17 protein-coding genes are annotated in these 18,633 nt (G+C 53.9%); 13 read left to right on the top strand and 4 right to left on the bottom strand.

The genetic code is table 11. The annotated features are described in order from the left end of the window. Positions 1 to 47 precede the first annotated feature (47 nt). Positions 48 to 1,214 (top strand): hypothetical protein, encoded by a 1,167-nt coding sequence (locus HED22_RS07675; RefSeq protein WP_254869834.1) that lies wholly within the window; start codon positions 48 to 50, stop codon positions 1,212 to 1,214. Beyond that, entirely contained in the window at positions 1,211 to 2,662 is a 1,452-nt protein-coding gene (locus HED22_RS07670; protein WP_167720813.1) for a hypothetical protein, read from the top strand. The genes HED22_RS07675 and HED22_RS07670 overlap by 4 nt, the downstream gene beginning before the upstream one ends. Positions 2,663 to 2,677: 15 nt before the next feature. Here HED22_RS07670 and gcvA read toward each other — a convergent pair whose 3' ends face one another. Further along, on the bottom strand, positions 2,678 to 3,595 hold the full coding sequence (gcvA, locus tag HED22_RS07665) for a transcriptional regulator GcvA (protein ID WP_167720812.1): 918 nt from the start codon (positions 3,593 to 3,595) through the stop codon (positions 2,678 to 2,680). Between the two features lie 200 nt (positions 3,596 to 3,795). Here gcvA and HED22_RS07660 point away from each other — a divergent pair, with 200 nt between their 5' ends. The 8 genes from HED22_RS07660 to HED22_RS07625 all read left to right on the top strand — a co-directional run bounded on the left by HED22_RS07660 (position 3,796) and on the right by HED22_RS07625 (position 12,456). Further along, positions 3,796 to 4,986, top strand: coding sequence for an acyl-CoA dehydrogenase (locus HED22_RS07660; protein ID WP_167720810.1), 1,191 nt, complete (start codon positions 3,796 to 3,798; stop codon positions 4,984 to 4,986). Between the two features lie 90 nt (positions 4,987 to 5,076). Then, positions 5,077 to 6,300, top strand: a complete 1,224-nt coding sequence (locus HED22_RS07655) for a CaiB/BaiF CoA-transferase family protein (protein WP_167720808.1) — start codon at positions 5,077 to 5,079, stop codon at positions 6,298 to 6,300. Between the two features lie 251 nt (positions 6,301 to 6,551). Next, positions 6,552 to 7,646: an ABC transporter ATP-binding protein gene (locus tag HED22_RS07650; protein WP_167720806.1), complete on the top strand. Its 1,095-nt coding sequence runs from the start codon at positions 6,552 to 6,554 to the stop codon at positions 7,644 to 7,646. Between the two features lie 2 nt (positions 7,647 to 7,648). Beyond that, a complete protein-coding gene (locus HED22_RS07645) occupies positions 7,649 to 8,539 on the top strand; it encodes an ABC transporter permease (RefSeq protein WP_167720804.1) in 891 nt (296 codons plus the stop codon). Beyond that, entirely contained in the window at positions 8,536 to 9,330 is a 795-nt protein-coding gene (locus tag HED22_RS07640; protein ID WP_167720802.1) for an ABC transporter permease, read from the top strand. Before HED22_RS07645 ends, HED22_RS07640 begins: the two co-directional genes overlap by 4 nt. Before the next feature lie 85 nt (positions 9,331 to 9,415). Continuing rightward, positions 9,416 to 10,456 (top strand): extracellular solute-binding protein, encoded by a 1,041-nt coding sequence (locus HED22_RS07635; RefSeq protein ID WP_167720800.1) that lies wholly within the window; start codon positions 9,416 to 9,418, stop codon positions 10,454 to 10,456. Positions 10,457 to 10,556: 100 nt separating this feature from the next. Continuing rightward, positions 10,557 to 11,489 (top strand): nitrilase-related carbon-nitrogen hydrolase, encoded by a 933-nt coding sequence (locus tag HED22_RS07630; RefSeq protein ID WP_167720798.1) that lies wholly within the window; start codon positions 10,557 to 10,559, stop codon positions 11,487 to 11,489. Between the two features lie 73 nt (positions 11,490 to 11,562). Continuing rightward, entirely contained in the window at positions 11,563 to 12,456 is an 894-nt protein-coding gene (locus HED22_RS07625) for a ketopantoate reductase family protein (protein ID WP_167720796.1), read from the top strand. 27 nt (positions 12,457 to 12,483) lie between these two features. Here the strand turns inward: HED22_RS07625 and HED22_RS07620 are convergent, their stop codons facing one another. Both HED22_RS07620 and HED22_RS07615 read right to left on the bottom strand, forming a co-directional pair. After that, on the bottom strand, positions 12,484 to 13,413 hold the full coding sequence (locus HED22_RS07620; RefSeq protein WP_167720794.1) for a DMT family transporter: 930 nt from the start codon (positions 13,411 to 13,413) through the stop codon (positions 12,484 to 12,486). Between the two features lie 134 nt (positions 13,414 to 13,547). Continuing rightward, on the bottom strand, positions 13,548 to 14,591 hold the full coding sequence (locus tag HED22_RS07615) for a helix-turn-helix domain-containing protein (protein WP_167720792.1): 1,044 nt from the start codon (positions 14,589 to 14,591) through the stop codon (positions 13,548 to 13,550). A gap of 413 nt (positions 14,592 to 15,004) precedes the next feature. Here HED22_RS07615 and HED22_RS07610 point away from each other — a divergent pair, with 413 nt between their 5' ends. Together HED22_RS07610 and HED22_RS07605 are read left to right on the top strand one after the other, a co-directional pair. Further along, positions 15,005 to 15,487 carry a hypothetical protein gene (locus tag HED22_RS07610; RefSeq protein ID WP_167720790.1) on the top strand — a complete coding sequence of 161 codons (483 nt, stop codon included), beginning with the start codon at positions 15,005 to 15,007 and terminating at the stop codon, positions 15,485 to 15,487. 382 nt (positions 15,488 to 15,869) lie between these two features. Beyond that, a complete protein-coding gene (locus tag HED22_RS07605) occupies positions 15,870 to 16,343 on the top strand; it encodes a hypothetical protein (protein ID WP_167720788.1) in 474 nt (157 codons plus the stop codon). Between the two features lie 11 nt (positions 16,344 to 16,354). Here HED22_RS07605 and HED22_RS07600 read toward each other — a convergent pair whose 3' ends face one another. Further along, positions 16,355 to 17,053 (bottom strand): helix-turn-helix domain-containing protein, encoded by a 699-nt coding sequence (locus HED22_RS07600; protein ID WP_167720786.1) that lies wholly within the window; start codon positions 17,051 to 17,053, stop codon positions 16,355 to 16,357. Between the two features lie 256 nt (positions 17,054 to 17,309). Here HED22_RS07600 and HED22_RS07595 point away from each other — a divergent pair, with 256 nt between their 5' ends. Then, the gene (locus tag HED22_RS07595) at positions 17,310 to 18,578 is read left to right on the top strand and encodes an MFS transporter (RefSeq protein WP_217701871.1); all 1,269 of its coding nucleotides are present in this window, start codon (positions 17,310 to 17,312) and stop codon (positions 18,576 to 18,578) included. Positions 18,579 to 18,633 lie beyond the last annotated feature (55 nt).

Genomic DNA, 18,633 nt, shown 5'->3' with positions numbered 1-18,633 from the left:
GGTGACCGCTAGACATCAGCGCCGATACCGGTTAACCAAAGCCAATAATGAATAAGCAGAAGATCGTAAAATCCGTTAGCCACAAGACTCCTGAGCCGCATGAGGTGCCGGAAGACCCATTGTTGTGCTTGCCGCATACATTTGAGGCACGTGGTGTCAGGACGCCTTTTACGACCAAGACCCTGCGTTATGCCCGGGTGTCGATTGGCAAGGCTGGCCGGAAAATGATCATGTTGCCGGGCCTGTCGGGCGGGCTTGGCACCTATGAAATGCCGCTTGATACATTGCGCGAAGTGTTTGATCTGTCGGTTCATGATCGCATGCTGTTTGATCGCGTGCTGGAACTTGAAGAAATCCGGCCACAAACTATTCTTGAACATAGCCGTGCGGTCGGCGCCACCGGCGTTGGCGGTGTGGAGTTGGCGCGTGTGTGCACGCGCCGGAACTGGAATGAAAAGGCATCGCGCGAACTTGGTCAGATGGCGGTTTTACATCAGGCCCTGCGCCAGCTGGGCGGATCTGCGGTCAAGGACATGAAGCGCGAAGAACTGATGACCACCGAGGGCCAGATTCGCGCTCGAAAGGCGCTTAACCGGTTTGCATCCGAGCACAAGGTCGCCAATGACACCATCATTGATAGTCTTGGCGAATGGAGCAAAATGATTGCCCCGGTTGGCCTTGATCTTGAAGGCTGTCAGGGGCAGCTGCGTGTTTTGGCGACCGGGCTTAAGAAGTTTGCCAAGGATATCGACGAATGGGCAAATTCCGAGCAATCCGACTTCCGCTTTATGGCCGGTCGTATCGTAAGCGCGACCCGTTCGACCAGCGATCACGCCTTGAAGCGCATAGCCGAGGTCGATAGCTGGAACAGCGAACTTGGCAAGGTTCTGACCGATTGGGAACTTGCGAAGAAGGATATCGGTAAAACCATCGAATATCTTTGGTGGTTGCTTGATGGTTGGCAGGAACTGATTGATGTATGGGAAAAGCGTTCCCTGACAGACCGTTCCAAGCAACGCGAAACCGTCGAAGAAATTGCAAGCTTTGCACCTGTTCTGCCAATATCGGAAATCGCCGTCGCCGAGCAACAGTTCTGGGTTGATGTGCGCGTCAACCAGATGCTTTGGGCCGGCGAATTGCGTAAACTTGGCAGTGGCGAAATTGACGCCGATATGATGGATCGTCTCGAACGCTTCAGGAGACAGTCGGCATGAAGATTGAAGACGCCGGAAAACTTGGCGCTTCCCAGCTTGGACAGCTGTTTGAGTCACTCAACAGCAACGAGATTGCCCGTTTCACACGCGCAATCGAAAGCGACCGTGTCGATCCCAAGCTGCCTCTGCCGCATGAAACCATTCTGCAGATCCTGCGTCCGCGTCTGGCCTCGCTTAAGCCGGAACGCTATCCCACACCAATGCGTCAGTTCTGCGATCCGTTCGAAGATTTGCTGACCTCCGGCGAGCCGAATGACAAAAGTGTCAGGATCAGTCGATCTTCGTTGATCCCGATCTGGAATGTGGTCGTGGAATCCGGTGGGCCTGATTTCCAGAAGGCAATGAAAGACATTGAACGGGCTGCGGCCACGCGCGATACAGCCAAGCTTGCCATTGCTGAACGCATGCTTTGGAAGATTGGTGCACGCACGATCGAAGAGCAGATCGCAGAATCCCAGGGTGGCGTAAAGCAGGAACGCGCGCTTGCAACCCGTCTGGGGGCGCGCGTGCACATGACCGCCTTTGCGGAAGTTGGCAAAATCCTGACAGTCGGCGAAGAAATCGCTCAGTTGCGCGAACGTTTCCCGTCTGCACCTATCAGGGTTCTGGATGCAAATGATGTGAAGTGGTTGCGTGATCTTTTCGTGTCGATCTCCAAGACCAAGCCCGGCTTCGAGCCAATGTTCCTGCTTGCAGTTTTGTCGCGCCTGCTGCGCCCGAGCGAATTGTTCAAACTGATCCGTGTGTTGTCGACGAAGTCTGACGACCGAACCATCGAAAAAACCAACCTTGCTGAGACCGGCGATCTGATCATTGATCTTCTGGCCGAAACCGTGACGGAAATCGAACAAGGTGTCGGTACTGGCAAGGATGAGGCGCATATCCTCTCGCTTGCGCGCTGGTATGCATCCGAATTTGTCCGCATCACCCGCGAATTCAAAATTCGCAAGGACGGGCGTTGGGGTGAAAAGCTGCTTGATACACGTCGACGGGTGTCACGGGCCTTGGCCGATACGATGTTTGGCGCAACGCCGGAACGTGTGATTGATGCTTTGCCAAAGCTCGAAGCTGCGCAGGGACCGGGTTCCGGGCGTGGCGGACTTGCCCGTCCGATCTTCACCCAGGAATTTGACGACGAGAAGGTCCTTGCCGCCGAGAAATCGGCAGAGGCGATTGCTGAAACGGCGCGTATTTCCGATGTGCTGGCGGCGCAAAGTTCGGCGGCCAAGGCGGTGGTGGAACTGAAGAAAAAACTTAATCAGATCGGACGTACCGGCGTTGATGGCATGCGCCGATTGACACCCGAAGAAATTCCGAACGCGCAGCGTAATCTGATGGCAACTGTACGATTGCTTGAAATCGTTGATGGCCCGGATGATGCCGATGTGTTGCGCCGTCGCGGTATGAATGCATTGCGTGCATTGTCCACGGATCAGAAGGCAAGCTGATCTGATCCTGTTGCCTTACATGGCAATTTCCCGCGTAAGGCTTTTGACGCTATCAAGTTGGTCAAGCCAGTTCATGAAAGCCCGTATTTTGGGAAGCCGTGCGCGGCTTTTGGGGCAGCAGGCATAATAGTGAAACGGGCTGGCTTTGGGGTGCCCGAACGGGGCGATGATCCTGCCGGTTGCCAGTTCATCCTCAATCGCAAAGGTCGGTAGCAGGGCCACGCCAAGCCCGGCAGCCGCAGCCTGCATGGCCATGGTGAAATGTTCGAACTTCGGGCCGTTCTCACCGTCAATGTCACTTAAGTCACTTGCCGCAAGCCAGTCAGCCCAGCCGCGCGGGCGGGTTGCGATATGCAGCAATGGAAAGTTCCGCAAATCTTCTGCCTTTGGCGCGCGGCCGAGATCGGCAACCAACTGTGGGCTGCAAATCGGGACCATTTCCTCGTCATGCAGGATATGGGCATCCAGTTCTGACCACTGTCCTTCGCCAAATAGAACAGCAATATCAATTTGTTCGCGATCAAAATCCGGCATGCCGATGCGCGAGATAAAGTTAATGGCGATTTCAGGGAACTTGCTGCGAAACTCAGGCAATAATGGAATAAGGCAGCGCGATCCGAATGTCGGTGGCGCGGCAACTGTCAAAACCCCGCTTTCCGAACCGCCGGACAAAAGGGTAAGTGTCGCACTTTCAAGCTGATCAAGTGCTGGGCGGATGGATTGCATATAGCTTTCGCCTTCTGGCGTCAGCACAAGGCGTTGTTTTTCGCGGGCAAACAGCTTGCATCCAAGCCAGGTTTCAAGGCCCTGTATCTGGCGGCTGACAGCACTTTGTGTCAGATAGAGTTCCTCGGCGGCGCGCGATGCGCTGCCAAACCGGGCGGTTTGTTCGAAGCAACTAAGGGCCTTCAGGCTGGGAATGCGACGGGCCAAACGGGTATCCTGTTGTCGTGCTGTGAAACGAGTTCATGAGTTTTTTGCATAACCTATGTCGCTTTTATCATTTGCAACTTGCTCTGCCAATTCCTAGCTTAATCACATAAGCAAGTAAGCTTTTCAGGGGTAGCGTCATCTCGCCCTTCTATGGCGCTGCCCCTGCTTTCTGTACAAAAATTCATAAAAGGACCAGGCGAATGGCAAGCCGCGCACCGTTTCATTGGGAAGATCCGCTCCTGCTCGAAGAGCTGTTGAGCGAAGACGAACGCATGATCCGCGATGCGGCCCGTGCATATTGTCAGGAAAACCTCCAGACCCGCGTTCTGGAAGCCAACCGTCATGAGATTTTCCATCGTGAAATCATGACCGAGATGGGTGAACTTGGCCTGCTTGGCCCGACTATCCCCGAGGAATATGGCGGACCGGGTGTCAACCACGTGGCCTATGGTCTTGTGGCCCGCGAAGTTGAACGCGTTGATTCCGGTTATCGCTCGGCAATGTCGGTGCAGAGCTCGCTCGTGATGCATCCGATCTATGCCTATGGCAGCGAAGAGCAGCGCAAGAAATATCTGCCGAAACTGGCAACTGGTGAATGGGTTGGTTGCTTTGGCCTGACGGAGCCGGACCACGGTTCCGATCCGGGTGGCATGAAAACCCGTGCGCGCAAAACCGATGGTGGTTTCACCCTGTCGGGTGCCAAAATGTGGATCACCAACAGCCCGATCGCAGATGTTTTTGTCGTTTGGGGCAAGGATGACGATGGTGTTATTCGCGGTTTCATCCTTGAAAAAGGCATGAAGGGGCTGTCGGCACCGAAAATCGAAGGCAAGTTTTCGCTGCGTGCGTCGATCACCGGCGAAATCGTCATGGACAATGTCTTTGTGCCAGAAGAAAACATGCTGCCGAACGTCAAGGGCCTTGGCGGTCCGTTCGGGTGCCTGAACAAGGCGCGTTATGGCATTGCATGGGGTGCGATGGGGGCTGCTGAATTCTGCTGGCATGCTGCACGTCAGTACACCATGGATCGTAAACAGTTCGGTCGTCCGCTTGCGGCAAATCAGTTGATCCAGCTGAAACTGGCAAACATGCAGACCGAAATCACTCTTGGTCTGCAGGGTGCACTTCAGGTTGGTCGCCTGCTTGACGAAGGCAAAGGCGCACCGGAAGCCATTTCACTGATGAAGCGCAACAACTGTGGCAAGGCACTTGAAATTGCCCGTGTTGCCCGTGACATGCATGGCGGCAACGGCATCGCCGATGAATTCCATGTCATCCGCCACATGATGAACCTTGAGGCGGTCAATACCTACGAAGGTACCCACGATGTTCACGCCCTTATCCTCGGGCGTGCACAGACCGGAATTCAGGCCTTCACCGCCGAAGGCTGATCCAAATACCCTGATCGGGCGACAGCAGAAATGTTGTCGCCCGATTTGGTTCTACCTGCTTTTTCCAAGTCGATATTTCGGGATATTCAGATGACTGGCGCACTTTCCGGGCTTCGTGTTCTTGACCTTTCGCGTGTACTGGCAGGCCCGTGGGCCAGCCAGACCCTTGCCGATATGGGGGCCGAAGTCATCAAGATCGAACGTCCCGGCGCTGGTGATGATACCCGCGGTTGGGGCCCGCCCTTTGCCAAGGATGAAAAGGGTGAAGACACGACCGAAGCGGCCTATTACCTCACCGCCAATCGCGGCAAGAAATCACTGACAATTGATATCACCAAACCCGAAGGTCAGGAGATTGTGCGCAATCTTGCCGCCGAAAGTGATGTGGTGCTGGAAAACTTCAAGGTCGGTGGCCTCGCCAAATACGGACTTGATTATGCATCCCTTTCCAAGGTGAGCCCGAAGCTTGTCTATTGCTCGATCACAGGCTTTGGTCAGGACGGCCCCTATAAGGACCGGCCGGGTTATGATTTCATGATCCAGGGCATGGGCGGCCTGATGAGCATCACCGGTGCCCCCGATAGTGCGCCGGGTGGTCAGCCGATGAAAGTTGGCGTTGCGGTTGCTGATATCTTTACAGGGCTTTATGCAACGATTGGCATTCTGGCGGCCTTGCGCCACCGCGATGCCACGGGTGAGGGGCAGTATATCGATCTGGCCCTTCTGGATGTGCAGACAGCTGTTCTTGCCAATCAGGCGATGAACTATCTTGCGACCGGCAACGCACCGGGCCGTCTTGGTAATGCGCATCCCAATATCGTTCCTTACGAAGCCTTCCCGACGGCGGACGGTTACCTGATCCTTGCGGTTGGCAATGACAGCCAGTTCAAAAGCTTCTGCGCGGTCGCAGGACTTGATGCCTTGCCGCTTGATGAACGCTATGCCACCAATCGCAAGCGTGTGGCCAATCGCGATGATCTTGTGCCGCTGATCCGTCAGGCGATGGTTGGAAAAACCACCGATGAATGGATTGACGCGCTGGAAAAGGCAAATGTGCCGTGCGGTCCGATCAATACCCTTGATCGCGTATTTGAAAACCCGCAAGTCCAGCATCGCGGTATGGTCAAACAGCTCAATCATCCCACGGCAGGAACCGTTCCCACCGTCGCCAATCCGATCAAGTTTTCCAAAACACCGATCATGGATGAAAAAGCACCGCCGATGCTGGGACAGCACAGTGATGAAATTCTGCGCAAGGTGGCTGATCTCAGTGATGCGCAAATCGCAAAACTGAGAGACGCGGGCATCGTGTGATTTGAGTTTGAATTCGGGTCAGGAATAACTCTTGGAGATTGTGCTTTTTCGGATCATCCTCTCTTATGGTTGAATGACGCGCTGCACATTCTTTTGAAAACGGGCGATCTGACGCAATCAGTACCAATTTGCATACCCTTTTACCGAGGATATTGCGGAACTTCTGCAATTAACGCTGCTTTCGCCTCCCCCGGATTGCAAGTCTCTGTAGATTTTATATCATTTTACAAAATACAAAATCGGGGAACTACATGTCAGAAGTCGTCATTTCAGCACGGTCAGTTAGCAAAATATTCGGATCGGGCGGAGACAAGGTCACGGCACTGGACTCAGTGTCGGTTGATATCTTTCAGAACGAATTTTTCACCATGTTGGGCCCCTCGGGCTGCGGCAAAACGACGCTCCTGCGCCTGATTGGTGGCTTTGAACAGGCAAGCTCGGGGCAGATCCTGCTTGAAGGCAAGGAACTGAATGACCTGCCACCCTTCAAGCGCCCGATCAATACGGTGTTCCAGTCCTATGCATTGTTCCCGCATCTGACGGTCAAACAGAACATCACCTTTGGTCTGGAAATGCAGGGTACCAGTCGTAAACAGGCTGATGGCCGCGCAGAAGAGATGCTCGAACTGGTGCGCCTGGCCGAATATGGTGATCGCCTGCCAAGCCAGCTTTCCGGTGGTCAGCAACAGCGTATCGCTTTGGCGCGCGCCCTTGCACCCGCGCCAAAGGTTTTGCTTCTTGATGAGCCGCTTTCTGCCCTTGATCTGAAACTGCGCAAGGAAATGCAGGTCGAACTCAAACGCCTGCAGACCGAAACCGGGATTACCTTTGTTTTTGTCACCCATGATCAGGAAGAAGCTCTGGCGATGTCAGATCGCATTGCGGTGATGAAATCCGGCGAAATTCTTCAGATCGGTGCGCCGCGCGAAATCTATGAAGCGCCGACCCATCGGTTTGTCGCCGACTTTATCGGTGACAGTAACTTCCTTGTTGGTGATCTTGTTGATGCAGGTGCGGGCAAACGTGCCGTCAAACTTGCGGGCGGTCAGGTGATCGCGCTGACACAGGACGTGTCAGATCAACGCAGTGGCGAGGTGACTGTCTCGGTTCGGCCGGAACGCCTCGGTCTGATTGCTGATAGTGAAGCCGGTGCCGATCAGCTTGCCGGCACGGTTTCCACCGTCATCTATTTCGGAACGGATACCACCTATCAGATTGATCTTGGCAATGACGCAAGGCTGACAGTCCGGATGCAAAACGGTGTCGGGGCCAACGCCGACTTTGCGGAGGGTGACCGTGTTGCCATCACCATGTCGCCCGATGCAATTCGGGTACTGGCAGACTGATCATGGGCAACATATTACGATCCAAAAGATTTTGGTTGGTCGCGCCTGCGGTGGTCTATATCGGCTTCTTCATGGCCGTGCCGCTGTTTCAGATGGCCTATGTTTCGATATTGGAACGCGGCGATTACGGCGGGGTGAACTGGGGGGCATTTTCGATGGATGCCTATATCAGTTTCATCTTTGAACGCGATCTGATGGACAACCTGGTGGTCAATACCGACTACCTGCAGATCTTTGCCCGCTCCTTTGGTTTGTCGGCAATGACGACGGTCTTTGCGCTTTTGCTGGGCTTTCCGACCGCGTTTTACATTTCAACCCAACCGCAAAGCCGCCGGAACTTCCTGATCTTTCTGGTGACGATCCCGTTTTGGACCAACATTCTGGTGCGGAACTACGCGTGGATGTTGTTACTGCGCAATGGCGGCCTGATCGATGGTGTTTTGAACTGGATGGGGCTTGAGACCGGCGGGCTTGATATCCTTTACACGCCCTATGCCGTGTCGATCGGTCTGACCTATACCTATCTGCCGTTCATGGTTCTGCCGATTTACGCCAGTCTTGAAAAACTTGATCACCGTCTGGTCGAGGCCGCCTTTGATCTTGGCGCGGACAAACGACGTGCCATGAGCCGGGTGATCTTGCCGCTTGCAGCACCAGGCATTGCTGCAGGCAGCATTCTGGTCTTCATTCCCTGCCTTGGCGCATATGTCACACCGGAACTTCTGGGTGGTGGCAAGTTCATGATGATTGCCAACCTGATCGGTAGCCAGTTTGGGGCTGCACGTAACTGGCCGCTTGGTGCGGGGCTTGGCTTTGTGCTGCTGGCACTCGTTCTGATCTCGATGATGATCTATTCGTTCAAGTTCAAATCATTGCCGGAGGAAAGCCGATGAAAGTCGATGCTTCCAACCCGCTGTGGCGTTTCCGCGGGATCACCTCGACGGCAATGTTTTTCTTTGCCTATCTCTATCTGCCGATCGTGGTGCTGATCGCGCTGTCGTTTAACGAAAACCGTCTGGCGACGATCTGGACCGGTTTTACCATGGACTGGTATGTCACGGCCCTTTCCAATGATGACATGCTGCGCGCAGCCCAGAATTCCATTGTCGTAGCAATCTCGGCAACCGTTTTGGCGACCATTGCCGCAACGCTTGCTGCGATGGGGATGTCACGCGGACGGTTCAAGGGGGAGGCGGGCGTCTCGGCGATGCTGGTCCTGCCGTTATTGGTGCCAGAAATCGTAACGGCGATTGCGACCCTTTTGTTCTTTGTCGCATTGGGCATAAAGCTGGGTCTTCTTACCGTGATTCTTGCCCATACGGTCTTTTGTATTCCGTTTGCCTATCTTCCGATCCGCGCACGGTTGGAAGGCATGGACCCGGCTCTGGTCGAGGCGGCAAATGATCTTTATGCCAATGATTGGAAAGCCTTCCGGCGGGTGACCTTGCCGTTGCTGTGGCCCGGGATTTTGTCGGGCGCGATGTTATCCTTCATCATCTCGCTCGATGACTTTGTCATTTCCTATTTCGTTGGTGGTGCCGGGTCAACGACCTTGCCCATCTATATCTTCGGGATGATCCGCATTGGCATCACACCCGAGGTAAATGCTGTCTCTGCGATGATGCTGATTGTCTCAATCGTGTTTGTCAGCATCTCGTTCATGATTGATCGTATCCGATACTGAATTCCAAACGGGATGGCGGGTTCACCGGACGGGCTGGCCATCCGAATAACAAAACAACGCACCGTCCTTATTTGGGAGTCTCACGATGAAACTACGTTCCGTACTTCTGGGAGCATCCGCTATCGCCATGCTGTCGACCGGTTCGGCGCAGGCCGCTGGCGAACTGTTCTTTTATAACTGGTCGAACTATTTTCCGCCGGATCTGATGGAAAAGTTCGAGGAAGAAACCGGCATCAAGGTGACCCTTGATGTTTATGATTCCAACGAAACCATGCTTGCCAAGCTTCAGGCAGGTGCGTCGGGCTATGACATCGCTGTTGCATCCGACTACATGGTCGATGTGATGATCAAGGAAGGGCTGGCAACCAAGTTTGATGCCAAAAGCCTTGAGAATTTCAGCAATGTTGCCAAGCCGCACGACACCATGAAATACGATCCGGAGCGCGAATACTCCGTGACGTATCTTTGGGGCACCACCGGCTTCACCTATGACGCGGCTGCCATTGACGGCGAGCTTGAAAACAGCTGGAAAGAATTCTTTGAACCGCGTGAAGAATTCCGTGGCAAGATCGGTGCGCTGAACGACGAAGTCGAAATGTTCAATGCAGCGTCCTACTATGCCGGCGTTGAAAAATGCACCGAAGACCCGGAACAGGCCCAGAAGGTCCTTGATGTTCTGATGAAACAGAAACCCTACATCGCTGTTTACAGCTCTGAAGGGACCATCGACCGCATGTCGGCGCGCGAAGTTCAGATGCACATGCAGTGGAACGGTGCAGCTCACCGGACCAAGGAAAGCATCCCGGAAGCGGTCTTTGTCTATCCGAAGGAAGGCCTGACCTACTGGGCTGACCACTTCGTCATTCCGGATGGCGCGCCAAACCTTGAAAACGCCAAAACCTTCATCAACTGGATGATGAAACCGGAAAATGCCGCTGCGGCATCGAACTATGCCGGTTACATGAACTCGATCAAGGGTACCGGCGAATTCATGGATCCGTCGCTGACCAGTGATCCGGCTGTGAACATGCCTGAAGAATACGCAGACCTTTTGATTGCGTCGCAGAACTGCTCGGTCAAGGCGCGTGATCTGCGTAACCGCGTGTGGACCAAGCTTAAAAACTAAGTTTGGCGCCATGTTCTATCTATATGATCCGGCTGTCGTATGATGGCCGGATCATGTTATTTTGTGCTCACCACCCCATGATTTCCAAGGAACGCTGATCATGACGTCTCCGGCATCCTTCCCTGAATATGCAACACTGGCCCTTTGGGCGACGAACCTTGGTCGACCCGTGGCTGATCTGGCCGGATGGGCTGACCATATCGATGCCAAGATGGCCGAGGCTGCCAAGCAGGGTGCAAAAATCTTCGTGCTGCCGGAATATGCCAGCGAACAATGGCTGGCCTTCAAGCCGACGGGATTACAAACCGGTCAGGAAATCGCATGGATGGCCGACCTTGCCTCCGAGGCCCGCAAACACGCCGCCGAGCATGCCAGGAAGCACGACATGCTGCTCGTTGCGGGCAGTATGCCCTGGCACATTGATCCAAAAAACCCGGCAGCCGGGCAAACCAACAGTGCGATGATCTTTACGCCAGAAGGCGATGCGATCATTCAGGACAAACTGTCCCTGACACCCGGTGAGCAGGAGCCGGAAAACTGGAACCTGACCCCGGGCACGGCTTTCAATGTGATCAAATGGCGCGGGCTCAATGTTGCGGTGCTGATTTGTCTGGATATCGAAATGCCGGCATTGTCGTGCCTGCTTGCACCGCTTGATATTGATCTGTTGCTGGTGCCGTCGATGACACTCACACCTTCGGGCTATAACCGGGTGTTTGGCTGTGCAAAGGCACGCGCTGTTGAATTGATGACCGTTGTCGCGGCCTGTGGCACCACGGGGGCCGCGGTGAACACCACCAACAACCCGACCAACTATTCCGGCTGTTCGGTCTTTACCCCGTGCGAGCCGGAACTGGGGCACATCGGCCGCTTTGCCGAGACAGAGCCAACCTTTGATGACGGTGCGGATGGCGAACTTCTGATTGCCAAGAATGTGCCAGTTGGTTTGGTGCGTTCCTTGCGCAATGGTGAGGCAGAAGTCTGGCCGGGCGGTTGGACCGCGGATCATGTTTCTGTGATCAAGCACGGCTAGGAGCTGCTTTCGGAGCAGCAACACGTTCATATGCCAAAAAACAACGGACTTAACGATCAGGAGCAAGGCTAAGATGAAAATTGCGGTAATGGGGGCCGGTGCAGTCGGGTGTTACTATGGGGCAATGCTGGCTCGCGCCGGGAATGACGTTACCCTGATCGGACGTCCCAACCATGTCGAGGCCATGAACCGTGATGGCCTGTTGCTCGATTTTGGCGCGTCACAGGAATATGTCTCCGTTACTGGCGATACCGATGCGGCTGGCGTCGCCGGGGCTGAAATGATCCTTTTCTGTGTCAAGTCCACCGACACGATTGAGGCAGGCGAGCAGATCAAGCCGTTCATATCCGCCGACACCATCGTTCTTAGCCTGCAGAACGGTGTCGATAATGCCGAACGCCTCAGTGGCGTTCTTGGCCAGCCTGTCATTCCGGTGGTGGTCTATGTGGCAACCAGTATGGGTGGGCCGGGTCACGTCAAACATCACGGACGCGGTGAACTTGTCATCGGTCCATCGGCACAAAGTCAGACCGTGGTCGATACCCTCATTCCGGCGAAAATACCGGTCGAGGTATCTGAAAATGCCGAAGGTGCCCTGTGGGCCAAGATGATCCTGAACTGTGCCTATAACGCGCTGTCGGCCATTACCCAGCGGCCCTATGGTGAAGTCGTGGCGGGTGTTGGCATTTGGGATGTCATGCGCAATGCAGTGGATGAATGTCTGGCGGTCGCCAAGGGATGCGGTGTGACGGTGCCCGGTGACGTCTGGGGGGCGATTGAGAAGATCGCGGATACCATGCCCGGTCAGTTTTCCTCAACCGCACAGGACCTGGCGCGTGGCAAATCAAGTGAGATCGATTTTCTGAACGGATATATCGTGCGCAAAGGTAAGGAGCTCGATATTCCAACCCCGACCAATCTTGCCCTGCATGCCCTGACCAAACTTCAGGAAAGCAAAGGTTCCTGATGGCACAGAGAATTTGCTGATCAGCAATTATTCCGCCGGGCTGTCCGCAGTTTGGCCTGATTTGCGAAATGCGCGGGCGACCAGTGCGATGATCTGATCGTTAAACATCACCAATGCCGCGGCCAGAACGATCAGGACGCCGCCCATCAGGCTGACGGGGGCTGGCAAAACGCCAAATACCACAAGATCAAGAATGATCGCCCAAATCATCGCGGTATATTCAAAGGCCGACAGCGTCGAGGCAGGTGCGCGTGCCAAAGCCTCTGTCATCGCGATATGAGCAAGTCCACCGGTCAGCCCTGCTCCCATTAAGAAAACAAGACTGTTCATTGAAAGTGGTGCCCAGCCAAACGGGATCGTCAAAAGCCCACCGATGGAACAGATCACGGCAAAGTAAAAGGCAATCGTGCCCGATGGCTCCGTGGTTGTAAGCGCCTTGATCTGTACCTTGGCAAAGGCGGTGGTAACCGCAAAGGCAACGCCGGCACCAATCCCGATCAGGGTGTTATGATCCAGCCCCGGGGTCGACAGCGTTGGCCACAGCATCAGGAACACGCCGGCAAACCCGCCAATGGTCGCACCGATGACAAGCCAGCCGGGATTTTCGCGAAGCGTGATGATCGCAACAGGGATCAGGATCAGTGGCGCCAGAAAGCCAAGGGCGGTGGCAAGGGCAAGTGGCAGATAGGCCAGCGAGACAAAAGCCAGAAACATCGAAATGCAGCCATATGTGCTGCGCTTGAGGTGACCAAGCGGGCGTTTGGTTCTCAGGGCTCTGGGAAATTCTTTGCGCCAGATGAGGTACAGCACAATTGGTATCAGCGCCACACTGCTGCGCCAGAAGACGATCTGCCCGGTTGGGGCATCAAACGATGCCAAGCGGACAAACAAATTCATCACGCCGAACAATCCGGTCGCGGCAAGGCGTAACCCTATTCCAGACCAGAAACTGTTCATCGGGATTTTCCTGAAAAGTGGCAGGTGGCGGACCTGATTGTCAGGAATATCGCAAGTTCAGAATGGGCAATACTGATAAATTCTCATGTCAGACTGCACGATAATTCAATGCACTCACTCACAAATCGATCGCATTACAGCGAGTGCAGCCATTCCTCGTATCGTCGATCACGCTCTTCGTCGCTTGGATGAATTATATCCTGTCGACCGTTTTGGGCATTACGGCGGAAGTCACCCGGGGTCATGTTGTACTTTTCGCGAAAAGCGCGGATGAAGCTGGTGTCGCTTGCAAAGCCGCATTCAAGCGCAATGTCATAAAGAGACCGCTTGCTTTCTTTCGGGGACCCGAGCAGAGCCATCGCGTGGCGCAGGCGCAAGTCGCGGATAAAGCGATAGACCCCGCCATAATCCTCCATCAGTTGATAGAGCTTGGAGCGCGATATCCCAAGTTCCTTCGCCGCGCGGTCCGGTGTCAGATCAGGGGACGTGAAGTTCTTGCGGAAATATTGGCGGACCAGAGCCATGGTCTCAAGGTTTTGGCGCTTGTGGGTCGTTTCAGATGTTCCGCCACGGGCCGAATTCAGGCAGGAGGCCAGCATTTCGACAAAGCTATTTTCCAGCACGCTGGCCTGTTCGGGACTGAAAGAATGTGCGTTTTCCTTGAAAGACAACATCAGACTGGCAAGAATTTGCACCATCGGATCACGCGGGCTCAGAAACCGCATATTGTGATCTTCGGGAAGCGTCAAACGACTTTCAAGAAGCTGCCTTGGAAAGATCATCACCAGATTGTCAAAATCAGTCGTCACCGCTCGCGCGACCTGAGAAAGGTCCTGAAACAGCAATCCGCCATGGGCAATTGTTTGACCGTCCTTGCCTTCTTCCGAAGACATGCCTCCGCCATGGAAATACTGAACCATATAATGGTCCATGCCGTCATTGGCGATTGCGGCTTCGCTGCGCGACCAGAACTGATGCTTGCTGACGGTGCGTGCCAGCATCATCGATCCCAGAAGATCGGCATCGACCGTCGCATGGAAATCATTTTTGCGGATTTCTGGAACGGTTTCGACATCGAATATGCAGTCAATGCTGCTTTTCCAAATGTCATAACGCACTGACATTGGAAGGTCATTGACGGTGAAAAAGGTGTGCGTGTTCTGTGGTGTGTCTGTCATGCCTGATCCCCGGTTTTGCTTTCAAAGCAAACAACGCTACTTGCGCCGGTCATTTTGGTGCCACGCTCTAGAGTCGAATAGCTCCAGATCTTTTGTATAATAGGAACAGTTTATTCTGCCCGTCAAAGTCCAAAAGGTATAATTCCGAATATTATTATGTTCAAAAATAATATGATTTCGTAGCGTCGCGAGCCCGACGATGCCGGTGCGGGGCCAAACGACCCGTCAATCTGGTGTATGTCTTGAGACAATCTGTCGATCTTGGACGCTTTGCATATTTTTTTGGACGCTTCGTGCATCGGGACTGCAATCCACATGTTAAATGGATGAAAAATATGACCGGCCTCTGATCAAAATAAAAAAACAAGGGCCGGAGTTATCAGTGTGAAGTGATATTTTCTCTGGGGGAGAATATGGATCTGATTGAGATGCCGTCAGCGCGACTAACATCGCGCGCGGAAAAGCGCGACTGTGACCGCCCGGAAAGGGCCGCACCGTCAGAACTGAATGATGCGAAAACGATGAACGCCGAGAATGAGTGTTCATCTGAATCTGCCAATACAGAATTTTGCGAACCTGATCACGAGACACTCGCGCCGCTGGCACGGATGATCCTCGTTCTTGAGGGCATGCGGTCTTGTGCAAATGACAAGGTATTGTCAGCAGCAACCGACCGTACCGCCGAAATGACAGGTAATTGCGAAGATTCTGGCGCACAAACTGGGGCCAAAACAGGCTGGGCACCTGGCGTTCTGGCAGAAATCCAAACCATGTTCGAACGTGACTGGACCCCGGAACCAATCAGGCACCAAAGTGCAAAACTGTTTGGGCAGAAGATCGTCCCGGTCAACGATACAAGGTCTTCAACCGACCATTCGGAAACACTGCGAAACTAGGGTCTTGACCCTGATATCCTGAAATCTCGTGGCAGTAGCGCCAAGGCGCGCCATCAGTGGCGGTGCAAAGTACTTTTGAGTGCTTGAACGGTCAATTTCCGCCATTTCTGGGTAATTTGAATATCTATATGGATGAAATGTGCATTTTGAGCAGGCAGCTTGAGATAGTATTGCACGCAATAATAAGACACATGTCCGTTCACAGAGTGGGAAGATCTGCGTTCATGTTAAGGACATGAATATCAGTGAAGCTTAATGTTGTTCTCTGGGGTTAGAGATGATGTCTTGTACACCACATCCGGCGCGCCGGAAGGGAGAAGCCAATTGTAACGGTTTGGGCCGTGATTGGGGGCCTAACAGCCATATTCTTCCCGGACGTCGCGTGAATGAGCCTAATCATCAGGCGTGGAAGTTTCTGGTAGAAACTGAAACAAATGGTGATGAGCCTTCTGACACGGCGATAGATGGATTGTTTTCCGACTATATTGACGAAGCATCAGTCGCGGTAACGCGAACCTTCGAAGACAGCTTCAGAATGCTGAAGTCCGTGATGGAAATGATGGCATTTATCGAAGGTCTTCGTGTCAGGCATCTTGATGGGACGATCTCACCGAAGGCGGATAAACGCCTTGATCGGCTCAGCAATGACAAGTTTTCCAATCAGACAGACCGAAGTTCGCCGCACCAACGAAGCGGTTGGTCATCAGAATTGATGGTCCAGCTTCATAACATGTGCGCAAACGGGCAAACGCCCAGTGTGGATCATGGCAAAGTGACGAAGCGGTATGGAACATATCTTGAACCGGACCACGATATCCTTCCGCCGAAACCAAGCGTGACGCGATACGAACACTGACTGTTCCGGGCTTAGCGAAAATAACTTCCCGGTGTCCGTCCGGTGACCTTGCGAAACATTGCAATGAAGGCCGATGGGGTTTCGTATCCCAGATCAAGGGCGATTTCCGTGATCGACCGGTCATTGGCAAGCTTTTCAAGCGCATAAAGGAGCCGAAGCTTCTGCCGCCATTCGCGAAACGGCATGCCGGTTTCACGTTGGAACAGTCGCGCCAATGTGCGGCTGGATGCACCGCAGACCTTTGCCCAATCCTCAAGCGTGCGGTTATCCGCCGGATCACCTTGCAAATGATCGCAAATTCTTGCCAGTCGAGGATCCTTTGGGGCAGGCAGGTGGAGCTTGTCCTGATCTGGCGCCTTGATCTGATCCAGCAATACACGGATCAGCCGTCCTTCTTCGCCGTCCTCATCATACTCGACGGGGATTTCCGTTGCTGCGCGAATCAGTTCACGCAAAAGCGGACTGACTTCCAGAACCATGCAACGGTCGGGCAGATTGGTGTCAACATCCCGACCGATATATAGATGGCGTGCACGGGTAAAGCCTGTACAGGTCACGGCATGCTGCGTGTGCGGGGGAACCCACACCGCGCGCTGTGGTGGTACGACCCACATCCCGGCCTCCGTCACCACGGTCATTGTGCCTTCAATCGCATATAAAAGCTGGTTCCAGTCGTGGCTATGCGCGGCGACGTGATAGCCCGCTGGCATGTCACTGACCCGCACATATACCGCCCGTGGCAATTCCCGGGGGCGAGGGACCTTGTTGTGATGCTCCGGGCGTCCGTCAAAGGTGTTTAGGATATGAACCATGCCGTGGTGAAACTCAAAATGTCCTGATTGCGATATATGATGGCAGATTAACGCAAGACAGACGGATCGGACAGGTTTAACTTGGTCGCATTCCAAAACGCACAAGATGAGACACGGTCTTTGCCACCAAAGCGGCCCTGTCCCAGGAGAAGAAATGTCCAAGGAAATCATACCCGAAGCCAGCAATCACGCGGCCCCACTTGGTGATGCGACCAACGCACCTGCAGCCCCGGTCCATAAGGGCTGGCGCAATCCGGAAGTCCTGTTGATCGTGATGGCAGCGGCCATGCCATTGTCCTTTTCGACCTGGATGGCGCTTTTAAACAACTTTTCGATCGAAATGGCCGACTTTACCGGGCGTGAGATCGGGATTTTGCAGTCGCTACGTGAAATCCCGGGTTTTCTTGCCTTCACCGCGATCTTTGTGCTGTTGATCCTGCGCGAACAGACATTTGCCGTTATCTCGTTGCTTGTACTTGGCATTGGCGTTGCGATTTCGGGCTATTTCCCGACAGTGATCGGGCTTTATTGCACGACGGTTCTGATGTCGATCGGCTTCCACTACTTTGAAACGATGCAGCAGGCCTTGTCGCTTCAATGGGTGCGCAAGGACCGAACCGCAATGGTCATGGGCCGGCAGCTTTCAGCAAAATCGATTTCGTCGCTGGTGATGTTTGGCATGGTCTGGGTCATGCTGGAAGTGTTCAGCGTTGAATATCGTTATGTCTATCTGTTCGGCGGGGCGCTGACGATCCTTGCTGCACTGTTTGTCTGGGGGGCATTCCCGAAATTTTCCGATGCCCACCCGCAAACCAAGAAACTGATCCTGCGCAAACGGTATTGGCTTTATTATGCGCTGACTTTCATGAGTGGTGCCCGCCGTCAGATCTTTACCGTCTTTGCCGGCTTCCTGATGGTTGAAAAGTTTGGTTATGACGCGGCAACCATCACGCTGCTGTATTTGCTAAACCACGTGATCAACATGTTTCTTGCACCAAAGATCGGCAAGATGATTGGCAAATGGGGCGAACGCCGCGCATTGATATTTGAATATGCAGGACTGTTCATTGTTTTCATCTCCTACGCCTTTGTTGAAAACCACGTACTGGCCGGCGGACTGTATGTGATTGATCACCTGTTCTTCGCACTGGCGATCGCCATCAAAACCTATTTCCAGAAGATTGCCGATCCGGCTGATATTTCCTCGACGGCCGGTGTCAGCTTTACGATCAACCATATCGCGGCGGTCTTCATTCCGGCAGCCTTCGGATTGCTGTGGCTGATTTCGCCGGGCGCGGTGTTCCTGGCAGGTGCCGCCATGGCCTTTGTTTCACTGGTGCTGGCACTGAATGTGCCGCACGATCCGGAACCGGGCAATGAGGTGGTCAAGGGATACAAATCTCCCCAGCTTCATCCCGCCTAAGGACGACGTAAGCGGGCAGCGAATAAACAAAAAGGCCGCCCGATATATGGGCGGC

The organism is Thalassospira sp. HF15 (assembly GCF_011806525.1).
Classification (GTDB): domain Bacteria; phylum Pseudomonadota; class Alphaproteobacteria; order Rhodospirillales; family Thalassospiraceae; genus Thalassospira.
Note: the sequence above shows the minus strand (reverse complement) of the source record. Positions and strands in the feature narration are given on the sequence as shown.

Excerpts from the sequence above, each read along its gene's own strand:
- HED22_RS07630 (WP_167720798.1), top strand. The coding sequence starts at position 10,557 with ATGACGTCTCCGGCATCCTTCCCTGAATATGCAACACTGGCCCTTTGG.
- HED22_RS07620 (WP_167720794.1), bottom strand. The coding sequence starts at position 13,413 with ATGAACAGTTTCTGGTCTGGAATAGGGTTACGCCTTGCCGCGACCGGA.
- HED22_RS07675 (WP_254869834.1), top strand. The coding sequence starts at position 48 with ATGAATAAGCAGAAGATCGTAAAATCCGTTAGCCACAAGACTCCTGAG.
- HED22_RS07600 (WP_167720786.1), bottom strand. The coding sequence starts at position 17,053 with ATGCCAGCGGGCTATCACGTCGCCGCGCATAGCCACGACTGGAACCAG.
- HED22_RS07640 (WP_167720802.1), top strand. The coding sequence starts at position 8,536 with ATGAAAGTCGATGCTTCCAACCCGCTGTGGCGTTTCCGCGGGATCACC.
- HED22_RS07625 (WP_167720796.1), top strand. The coding sequence starts at position 11,563 with ATGAAAATTGCGGTAATGGGGGCCGGTGCAGTCGGGTGTTACTATGGG.
- HED22_RS07645 (WP_167720804.1), top strand. The coding sequence starts at position 7,649 with ATGGGCAACATATTACGATCCAAAAGATTTTGGTTGGTCGCGCCTGCG.
- HED22_RS07635 (WP_167720800.1), top strand. The coding sequence starts at position 9,416 with ATGAAACTACGTTCCGTACTTCTGGGAGCATCCGCTATCGCCATGCTG.
- HED22_RS07610 (WP_167720790.1), top strand. The coding sequence starts at position 15,005 with ATGGATCTGATTGAGATGCCGTCAGCGCGACTAACATCGCGCGCGGAA.
- HED22_RS07650 (WP_167720806.1), top strand. The coding sequence starts at position 6,552 with ATGTCAGAAGTCGTCATTTCAGCACGGTCAGTTAGCAAAATATTCGGA.
- HED22_RS07660 (WP_167720810.1), top strand. The coding sequence starts at position 3,796 with ATGGCAAGCCGCGCACCGTTTCATTGGGAAGATCCGCTCCTGCTCGAA.
- HED22_RS07595 (WP_217701871.1), top strand. The coding sequence starts at position 17,310 with ATGTCCAAGGAAATCATACCCGAAGCCAGCAATCACGCGGCCCCACTT.
- HED22_RS07670 (WP_167720813.1), top strand. The coding sequence starts at position 1,211 with ATGAAGATTGAAGACGCCGGAAAACTTGGCGCTTCCCAGCTTGGACAG.
- HED22_RS07615 (WP_167720792.1), bottom strand. The coding sequence starts at position 14,591 with ATGACAGACACACCACAGAACACGCACACCTTTTTCACCGTCAATGAC.
- HED22_RS07655 (WP_167720808.1), top strand. The coding sequence starts at position 5,077 with ATGACTGGCGCACTTTCCGGGCTTCGTGTTCTTGACCTTTCGCGTGTA.